This is a genomic window from Streptococcus merionis DSM 19192 (genome assembly GCF_000380085.1).
Taxonomy (GTDB): domain Bacteria; phylum Bacillota; class Bacilli; order Lactobacillales; family Streptococcaceae; genus Streptococcus; species Streptococcus merionis.
In genome coordinates, this window is record NZ_KB904556.1 from 145,683 (window position 1) to 155,032 (window position 9,350).

9 protein-coding genes are annotated in these 9,350 nt (G+C 42.2%); 5 read left to right on the forward strand and 4 right to left on the reverse strand.

Annotated features, from left to right (window positions below):
- Positions 1–274: 274 nt before the first annotated feature.
- The gene (locus tag A3I5_RS0108615) at positions 275–1,621 is read left to right on the forward strand and encodes an APC family permease (RefSeq protein WP_018374195.1); all 1,347 of its coding nucleotides are present in this window, start codon (positions 275–277) and stop codon (positions 1,619–1,621) included.
- Positions 1,622–1,679: 58 nt separating this feature from the next.
- Here the strand turns inward: A3I5_RS0108615 and aao are convergent, their stop codons facing one another.
- Positions 1,680–2,852, reverse strand: coding sequence for an aminoacetone oxidase (aao, locus tag A3I5_RS0108620; RefSeq protein WP_018374196.1), 1,173 nt, complete (start codon positions 2,850–2,852; stop codon positions 1,680–1,682).
- A 103-nt stretch (positions 2,853–2,955) separates the two neighbouring features.
- Here aao and A3I5_RS0108625 point away from each other — a divergent pair, with 103 nt between their 5' ends.
- A complete protein-coding gene (locus A3I5_RS0108625) occupies positions 2,956–3,474 on the forward strand; it encodes a DUF536 domain-containing protein (RefSeq protein WP_018374197.1) in 519 nt (172 codons plus the stop codon).
- Positions 3,475–3,569: 95 nt separating this feature from the next.
- On the opposite strand, the gene A3I5_RS0108630 is transcribed toward A3I5_RS0108625, so the two are convergent.
- Genes A3I5_RS0108630 through A3I5_RS0108640 form a run of 3 tightly spaced genes read right to left on the reverse strand, consistent with a single transcriptional unit; the run spans position 3,570 to position 6,568 of the window.
- Positions 3,570–3,869 (reverse strand): YbaB/EbfC family nucleoid-associated protein, encoded by a 300-nt coding sequence (locus A3I5_RS0108630; RefSeq protein ID WP_018374198.1) that lies wholly within the window; start codon positions 3,867–3,869, stop codon positions 3,570–3,572.
- A 49-nt stretch (positions 3,870–3,918) separates the two neighbouring features.
- The gene (locus tag A3I5_RS0108635; RefSeq protein WP_018374199.1) at positions 3,919–4,272 is read right to left on the reverse strand and encodes a hypothetical protein; all 354 of its coding nucleotides are present in this window, start codon (positions 4,270–4,272) and stop codon (positions 3,919–3,921) included.
- A 10-nt stretch (positions 4,273–4,282) separates the two neighbouring features.
- Positions 4,283–6,568 (reverse strand): Xaa-Pro dipeptidyl-peptidase, encoded by a 2,286-nt coding sequence (locus A3I5_RS0108640; protein WP_026217004.1) that lies wholly within the window; start codon positions 6,566–6,568, stop codon positions 4,283–4,285.
- A gap of 700 nt (positions 6,569–7,268) precedes the next feature.
- Here A3I5_RS0108640 and A3I5_RS0108645 point away from each other — a divergent pair.
- The 3 genes from A3I5_RS0108645 to A3I5_RS12385 all read left to right on the forward strand — a co-directional run.
- Positions 7,269–8,021: a CppA N-terminal domain-containing protein gene (locus A3I5_RS0108645; protein WP_018374201.1), complete on the forward strand. Its 753-nt coding sequence runs from the start codon at positions 7,269–7,271 to the stop codon at positions 8,019–8,021.
- The gene (locus tag A3I5_RS0108650) at positions 8,018–8,986 is read left to right on the forward strand and encodes a serine hydrolase domain-containing protein (protein WP_018374202.1); all 969 of its coding nucleotides are present in this window, start codon (positions 8,018–8,020) and stop codon (positions 8,984–8,986) included. The genes A3I5_RS0108645 and A3I5_RS0108650 overlap by 4 nt, the downstream gene beginning before the upstream one ends.
- Positions 8,987–9,105: 119 nt before the next feature.
- A partial coding sequence (locus tag A3I5_RS12385) for an IS630 transposase-related protein (protein WP_018374203.1) occupies positions 9,106–9,350 on the forward strand: 245 nt, incomplete at its 3' end.

Here is a 9,350-nt window from a genome sequence, read left to right on the forward strand (position 1 = left end):
TCGTTTAGAGCAATCCCACTTCTTCAAAACATTGCCTTAATCTGTTCTTATTGAGTAGGGATAGCGACATGAGGCTTGAATTAGCTCCAGGTTTGGAAATCAGGCTTGCAAGTCAAGGTTCAAACAGTTCATAGAGATTGTTAAAGTATCGCGATTCTTTGGAAACACAATTTTTACCTCCCTATCAATTTCTTTGATGACTATCATTGTCGGATGAATGAGAATAGTGTATAATATGATTCTGAATCAATGAATGAGAGATGAAAGAGGATATATGAAACACGCAACACAGAAGCAAACTTATAATCTTTGGACAGCGATTGCCATGATCGTAGGCATTGTGATTGGATCAGGGATTTATTTTAAGGCAGATGATATTTTAAATTTTACAGGTGGACATGTTGGTTTAGGAATGTTGGTCATTACCTTAGGCTCCCTATCTGTAACATTTGGTAGTCTTTCCCTTTCTGAGTTAGCCCAGCGCAATACGGAAAGTGGTGGCCTATCAAGCTATTTTGAGGACTATATTCATCCTGGTCTGGCAGCAACTTTAGGAATGTTTGCAGCCTATCTTTATTTTCCGACAGTCATTGCAGTAGTGGCTTGGGTTGCTGCCTTATATACTTTTATCTTATTAGGTATGACTGTAAGTCTTGGGACACAAGTCTTACTGGGCATGGTTTATGTGGTTCTCATTGCAGCTATAAATATCTTTTCCCGTGTTCTGGGTGGCTATTTCCAAACCTTGTCAACAACGATTAAGGTTATTCCCCTTATTGTTATTGGATTGGTTGGTATTTTCTGGGCCAGTGCTCAACCGACGATTCCTGCCCAATTTGAGACAGTTTTACCTAGAGATGTTGGTTGGGGTTGGATGGCAGGTTTAGTGCCACTTGCCTTTGCTTTTGATGGTTGGACAGCTGTGACAAGCATTGCCCCTGAGATTAAGGATCCGAAAAAGAATTTACCGCGCGCTTTTATTATCGGCCCCATGCTGATTTTAGCCCTCTACCTTCTCTTTTTCTATGGGATGACTCGTATTTTAGGTTCCAGCTTTATCATGTCAACAGGTAATGAAGCAGTGACCTACGCTGGTGTAGCTATTTTCGGTCCTTGGATTGGAAAATTATTGCTCTTCATTGTTATTATCTCTGTTTTAGGCGTGGTCAATGGGATGCTACTTGCGACTATGCGTCTCCCTCAGGCCTTTGCGGCTCGTAATTGGATCAAGTCTGAGAAAATGGCCAAGATTGACCTTAAATACCAACTCTCCATTCCTGCAGCACTTTCGGTGACAGGAGTCGTTCTTTTCTACCTTATCGTCCACTATGTGGTGCAAAGTCAAGGACTTTTACCTGGAACAGACATCAGCGAAATTACAATCGTTTTCAATAACTTTAGTATCAATCTCTTGCATGTGGTTGTGCTTAGGCTCTATGTTAAAGGAGAGATTACCAACAGATTGACAGGTTTAGTAGCGCCGGTCATTGCGATGGCTGGTTCTCTCATGATTTTTGTTGGTAGTTTTATCAATAATCCAATTATGGTTGGTTTTTTCCAGCTTTTCTGCGTGGTGTTCTGTTTGGTTAGCTACAGCATTTACAAAAAAAATACCCAATAAAAGAAGGCACCTTCCTAAACTTGCCTTAGAGCAGTTAGAAAGGTGCTTTTTGCTTAACTTAAAAGTGCAGACTACCAGCGACCCAACCTGTACAGAGAGCGCTTGTGATGTTAAAGCCACCCGTGTGACCGTTGATGTCCAGCACTTCACCTGCAAAGTGGAGGCCAGGGACTTTCTTGCTCTCTAAAGTTTTAGGGTTTATCTCGGTCAGTTTAACACCTCCCTTGGTTACAAAGGATTTTGGCAGAGACATCTTGCCAGTCACAGAGATAGGCATGTTTTTCAGCTTTTCTAGGAGCTGCTCGCGTTCTTTATGACTGAGTTGTTTTGGCTTTTCTGGAAAATTATCACAGTAAAACTCAGCTAAGCGTTCGGGCAATAGAAGTTTGAGAGCGTTCTTAAGCAATTTATCCCGATGCTCTTCTAAAAAGGCTTCTAACTCTTGTTTGGTTTTCAGAGGAAGAACATCTAGGTAAATGGTTTCACCACCTGAGACGAAACTGGATAATCGCTGAGCAGCTGGACCAGACAAGCCAAAATGTGTAAAGAGCAAATCGTGAGTAATCACATGTTTTTTGTACGATAGCGTCACATCATCCAGTGAAATGCCCTGTAGACGTTTGTGAGGAAAGTCGGTCATCAAAGGGCTTTCGGCCGCTTCCAGAGGAGTCACTTCCAGCTTAAAGTGTCGGGCAATATCGTGACCAAAGCCAGTTGACCCTGTTGAAGGATAAGATTTACCACCTGTAGTGACGATGAGACGGGGAGCTGTAAATGTTTGGTCTGCGGATTTGAGGACAAAGAGTTTCTCAGGCCGTTTGACGGAGACTATCTCGGTCTGGGTTAAAATAGTTACCCCAAGACGTTTCATTTCATTCACCAAGCCTTGAATAATTGTAGACGACTTATCAGTTGTTGGGAACATTCGGCTGTGGTCTTCTTCTTTGAGTTTGATCCCACGGTCTTCAAAAAACTGGATGATGTCCTGATTATCAAACTGCGAAAAGACACTGTACAAGAAGCGGCCGTTTCCGGGAATCCCTGCGATGAGCTCTTCAAGCGTACCACAGTTGGTCACATTACAACGACCACCGCCAGTTCCTGCCAATTTTTTGCCAAGTCTTCGGTTTTTATCTAGCAGGAGTGTCTTTTGGCCATAAGTTGCTGAGCTGATGGCCGCCATCATGCCTGCAGGACCACCGCCAATAATAATGGTATCGTAAATTGTCATAGTTTTATTCTAACATAAAGCCTTGGAAAATTTGACAGGAAAGCCTTGATGTGATACTATCTTATATGATATTATTTTGCGCGAAATTAGGAATAGGATTGATATGTCAGTAGAGAAAACCGTCAGTGAAATAGCCGATATTTTAGGGATCAGTCGGCAAGCCGTGAACAATCGGGTGAAGGCTTTTCCGGAAGAATTTGTTGATAAGAATGAGAAGGGCGTTACCGTTGTTAATCGAGCGGGCTTGATTGAGCTGGAGAAGCACTACAAAAAAACCATTTTTGAAGATGAACCAGTGAGCGAGGAGACCAAGCAACGCGAGCTGATGGAGATTTTGGTGGATGAGAAAAATGCTGAAATCGTTCGTCTTTATGAACAATTGAAAATCAAGGATGAACAAATCGCAGCTAAGGATGAGCAGATTCGCATCAAGGATGTTCAGATTTCGGAAAAAGACAAGCAATTGGATCAGCAACAACAATTGACCGCCAAAGCTATGAATGATCGTGATAGTTTGAAATTAGAACTAGATGCTGTTCAGGCTCAAGCCGAAGAGGCCCAAGCTGAAGCTAAAGAGTTAGAAAGCCGTAGTTTTTTCGCAAAGCTTTTCGGTAGAAAATAACAGGAAAGAGCCTCATAAGCAAGGCTCTTTTGTTCATTTTTCTAAAATTAAAAGCAAGCTGATTTTCTAGCTTGCTTTTAAGATTTAGGTGTTTGTTAGAAAGGGAGTTTGCCAGCAAAGGCTCCCATAGATTTTTCAGTCGCTTTGTCAATCTGGCCGAGGGCATCGTTGATGGCCTGAATAGTCATTTCCTGCAAAGTTTCCATATCTTCAGCGTCTACAACCTCAGCTTTAAACTCAATATTCTTAAGTTTTTTATCGCCTGAGAAGGTTGCAGTCACCAAGTATTGCGCAGAAGCACCCATAAAGTCAGTCGCTGCTAGTTCAGCCTGGCTTTTTTCCATTTGCTTTTGAAGCTTTTGTGCCTGTCTCATCATATTTTGCATATTCATCATAGGTTTCTTCTCCTAATTTTTATCTATTTTTCTTTATTGTGTCATAATGTTAGAGGTCGCTCAAGGCTTTGTCCAGAGCTTGTCTGAGTCGCGCAATCGTCGGAATGTCCTCTGGCGCAAAATTCAGCATTTCACTACCTAGCATGAGGCTATCACTGCCATTGGCGAGCTTAAAGTAGAGGATATTCTTGGTTATCGCGTAGGCGTTAAGTTGCTTGAGGACGATAATTTCCTCATGCTTGACCTGTCCATGGCGGTTAAGGGTTTGAATACGAAGCAAGGATTTGCTGAGGTAAAAGATTTTCGTACCATTTTCAAGTGTAAATGTTTGCTCAGTGAGATGAGTTTCAAACAGTGGACTAATATCGATTTTGTTAGAAGCGTCATTTCCAAAAATGGCCATAAAAACTCCTTTAGTTACTGGTGTTGAGTGGGAGTTGGATGTTTGATTGACTTAAATCGACAGTAATCTGCCAGCTCCTATTGTCACGCACAGTGTGTTCGAAATCTGTGGTGTAGACAAGAAGTCGCAAAGTATCTCCTTTTTTGAGCTTGTAAACAGTTGGTTGGAGTTCAAGCGCTACATCCATCCAAGTATCTGGTGTCACAGGTTCAACGGTCATAAGGTCATTGCGATTCTGCAGGTTGAGATGTCCCTTAGTCAGAACGCGGTGCGGTGTTTCTGGCATAGGAAGTTCCATCAGGTGTTCTTGAACAAAGTTGCGACCATTGTCCACAGCGCGTGGAGCGAGTGGCACAGGAATGGCTGTGATCCGTTTTGCAGGGCCAAAATCAAGAACTTGAGCGGAAATAAGGCCTTTGGCAACACTTGACTTAACGCGAAGGTTGAGTTTGATACGACCGTTGATAAAGAGATCAGCGTCTAGTTTAAGATCGACAGTGACTTGGTTAGCCTTGTCGGTGAAGAGATCCTGCTTAAAAGCGTTAAAATCCTTATCGTAACGGGTAAAAGTCTCCTCATCGTAGCTGTTTTCGATCTGTTCTTCGCTGTCACCTAATTCAAGGGTTTGATAGGTTTGGCTGCCAAATTGGTCTAGGGTTTGCCAGCTTTGATCAGCACTGTTATCCTGCCAAATAATTTCTGGTAATTGGTAGTTGCTCTGATAAGCAAGTAATTTCTGGCTGAGCAGGCCATTGATGCTTTCACGAAAATCAATAGATTGCCAGTTATTCATGTAGACATGCGCACCCAGATGGAGAAAGAGGTGTTTTTTGACGGAAGGCAGTAGCTGATTAAAGACATTGTAAACATGGATGGGTTTCACATTCCAGTCTTGGAGACCGTGCGTGTAAACGACTTCTGCCTTGATTTTATCAAGGTTAGGCAGATAGTTGCGATCCTGCCAGAATTGGCTGAAATCACCTGTCTCACGATTTAGGTCCTTAGCCATTTGGCTGATGAAAGCTTGATGCTTGTCCTTTGTTTTAAGGAAATCGCCAGCCTGTAAGCTCTTAGAGTAGGTTAATTCTGCTAAACTGTCCAAGTCTTCTCCGGGATAGCCTCCTGGGCTGACGATTAGGCCGTTTTCACGATAGTAGTCATACCAAGAAGAAATACCTGCTTCGGCAATAATGACTTCAAGGCCGTCAACACCCGTTGTGGCAAGTCCAGTTGAGAGGGTACCGAGATAGGATAGACCAGTAGTAGCGACTTTACCGTTAGACCAGTCGGCACGAATCTGCTTGTCACGACGTTGACTGGTAAAGGCAACTGCGCGTCCATTGAGCCAATCAATAACAGCCTTAAAGGATTGGATCTGACGGTAATCGCCACTGGTCATAAGTCCTTGGGAGCCCAGCGTTCCGATACCAGAGACATAGATATTTGCAAAACCACGTGAGAGGAAATAATCGTTGAGGGTCGTGAAACGCCCCTGATAGGTAAAGGTTTCCTCAGCAGGGGAGCTAGTCTTACTTGGAGCTGTACCATTTAACAGTTCAGGTTGGCTAGGAGAAGCCACTATGATTTGAGTTGCTTCTTTTGTTTGAAGCTCGCCAGCCATCTTGTAGAGAGCTTTATCACTAGCTGGTTCGTTGACGCCTTGTTGATAAGGACTATTGGTCATCATAGCAGGCACTTGACCGTCAAATCGTGGGCGTATGATATTAACCTTGACCAAGTCAATCTGACCATCCTCGTCAGTGTCTAGACCCGTTTCGACATAGACCACTTCGCGAATGAGGTCATGTGTGGTAAAGGTTGACAATACCTTGCCATTGAAGAAATGGTAGGTATTATCTTGTGGAATCAGCTCCTGAGCAACCAAGTGATCAATCAGGGTATTGCCTGATTTCTTGCGACAATTGAGCAAGTGGTAGATATTTTTGATAATATTGTCAAATGTCACAGGAAAGGCTATTTTTTCCAAAAAATCAGCAAGATTTGTATAATCAACACCTGGTACGAAACCGAGAATTTGCAGGGAAACGTGATAGAAAATATCAGCGGTTAGCTCTTGGTCAGAGGTGAAAAAAGTCAGCAAATCTGTCTGCTCATCAGCAAGAAGAGTTGAGAGCGGATAGTCTGTGTCTGCGTAGTTAAAGAATGTCTTACGGACAAAAAGCTCAAAATTAGCCTTATCTGACTTGATTGGGGACAGGTCAAAACCAAGGGCTTGAAGCTCAGTTAGCATCTGCTCCTCGGAGACGGGAGTATATGAAAATTGGTTATATCGCATAAAGGTCCTTTCTGGGAAATTATTAAATTAGTGGGGTATCAGAGGTTTGTGTCTTTAGCACTCTTCAAATCTAGATTTGTCAATCAGGTAGAAGTCGCAAAAGGTGGTAATCAGATAGTCATAGTAGCGTTTTAATCACGAAATCAAGGATGACTGGCTTACTATTTTTCCAGTGTTTTTCATCTATCCTTATCCTAGGAGTTGAATTTGAGCTAAAATCCTCGATAAAATTCATTTCATTTTACTACGGATTTTTTAACGCACTCATTCATATCCTTTACCGAAACGTTTTTATTCTGTGAATGCTTCACACACCCTATTATACTTGATAAAGTGATGATTGTCTAAAATTTTAAAACTCTGTTTCGGGTGATTAAAGGGTGATATAATTGAGTGGTTGCAGCTGTTTTGTGCTAGTTCTTATATGTATAGAGACTGGGACAGACAACCATGATGGTTTCGCCCTCATCCACAAAAGCATGTAAGCGCTGAGGATTACGTATAAAATAGTCTATCAAACATTCTGTTAGATGCTCAACTAGACACTTTTGAAAATGTGCTCTAGCCTTGGGAAATAAATGACAACTAATAATGTTCAAACTGTCCTTTGGCTGATTGAGCTAAGAGCACCTTCATGAGTTTGTCCTGTGTGAACCGTTAAATAGTTGTCAAAAAGTGGTTTTTACCTTACAATAGAATTATGAATAAGATTGAAACCGTATCAGAATTTGTACCGATTTTAAAGCTCAATAATCGCTCGTTGAACCTTGATTTTTATACAAATACTTTGGGTTTAAAAGTGATTAATGAAGAGAATGCTTTTGCAGATCTTAGCGATCATGGCTCAAAGGCTGTTAAACTGATTTTGGAAGAATCTCCGTCCATGCGCTCGCGTCAGGTCAAGGGTCTTAAGAAACTAGCAAAACTAGTTTTAAAAGCAGCTGTTCCTGAGGAAGTTGAGCTGCTCTTATATTTGGGGGCAAACTATCAGGATCTCTATCGTGGTCCAAAAGGTTGGGGCTTTTCAGCCCTGTCTCCTGAGGGTGATCTGATTGTGCTTCACAGCGAAGACAGTATTTCGGACTTGATGCCTTATGATGGTCAACCAACCTTTAAGAAAGTCACAACGGAGTTTGCAGGCCTGAGCCATGTGGAAGTTGAGATGATTAGCGTTAATACGCCACAATCTAAAGACAGTCAAGCTCTGTTCGCTCAGCTTTTTGGAACAGAGCATCCTGTGAAATTCATCGCAGCTGAAGGAGAAGACTTACAGGTAGCCAACAATCTGACCTGGGACTTGGTTGGGATAGAGGTTCAAGTGGCTAAACGGACTGATTTTTTTGCTGTGAAAGACTGGGCCGAACGGCAAACTATCGGAGTCTTCCTAGATAAGAAAGATCGTTTCTTGGTGTTAACAGAACTCAATGGCTTAGAGGTGACCTTACGCAAATGAAAGCAGTTTTACATAAAATCCAGAGCCAGATGGATCAGGGCTTATATCCTGGTGCCAGTCTGGCTTTCTTTCATAATGGAAAATGGCAGATCTATTATCTAGGAACTCAAGATGGCCAGCAAAAAACAATGTCCGGTTTAGTGTACGACTTAGCCAGTGTGTCCAAGGTTGTTGGTGTGGCGACTGTGCTGATCCAACTAATTTCACAAGGTAAGGTTGAACTGGACCAATCGTTAAAGTATTATTATCCAGATGTAAGAGACGAGACCTTGACCATTAGACAGCTCCTAACCCATACCTCAGGTATTGATCCTTTTATTCCTAATCGTGATAAGCTTGATGCTGCGGGACTTAAGAAAGCAATTGACACTATTTCGGTGACAGCTGACAAAGCTTTCCGCTATACTGATGTCAATTTTATCCTCTTGGGATTCTTGCTGGAGAGCATTTTTGAAGAAAGTCTTGAGGTTATCTTTCGGGAGCAGATTTTTGAGCCTTGGCAGATGAGGCAAACCCAATTTGGGCCTGTTTCTGGGGCTGTACCGACAATAGCAGGTGCTCTTACTGGCCAAGTTCATGATCCCAAGGCTAGGGTGTTAGGAAGACACTGTGGTTCGGCAGGGCTTTTTTCCACATTAGATGATCTTCAGCTTTTCTGTCAAGCTTATTTGCAAACTGATTTCGGCTTGAATTTGGAAGCGAATTATGGAAGTCTTGAAAAGCCACGCTCACTAGGTTGGAATTTGGATGGCGACTGGCTAGACCACACGGGCTATACAGGGCCCTTTCTCATGCTCAATCGTCCAGCCCAGCAGGCGGTTATTTTCTTGACCAACCGTACTTTTGCCTATGATGATAGACAGCTTTGGATTACCAAGCGTCGCGAGCTAAGAGATGTGATTAAGGATGAAATGGGGAAATTGATGTTCAAAGAACATCAAAAGCTGACTGAGACTAAAAAATGAGAAAGTGTTGATGCTTCCCTAGGGTAAGATATGGACATCAGAGCCTGATTGTCGCAGAGTATAAAAAAACATGCAGTATACTTCTTTAGATTTTAGATAGTATATGATATACTGATTTTATGACATACGAATTAGATTTTAGAAAACGCGTCATTGCTTACGTTCAGGAAGGACATACCAAAAAGGAAACGAGTAAGTTATTTGGAATTAGTCCCAATACCCTCTATCTCTGGGAAAAACAACTCAGAGAGTTGAATAGCTTAGAATGTCAGCCCCGTAAGCGTAAACCATTCAAAATACCGCTGGAAAAGTTGGAACAATTTGTTCAACAATATCCCGACGCTTTTTTACGTGAAATAGCCGA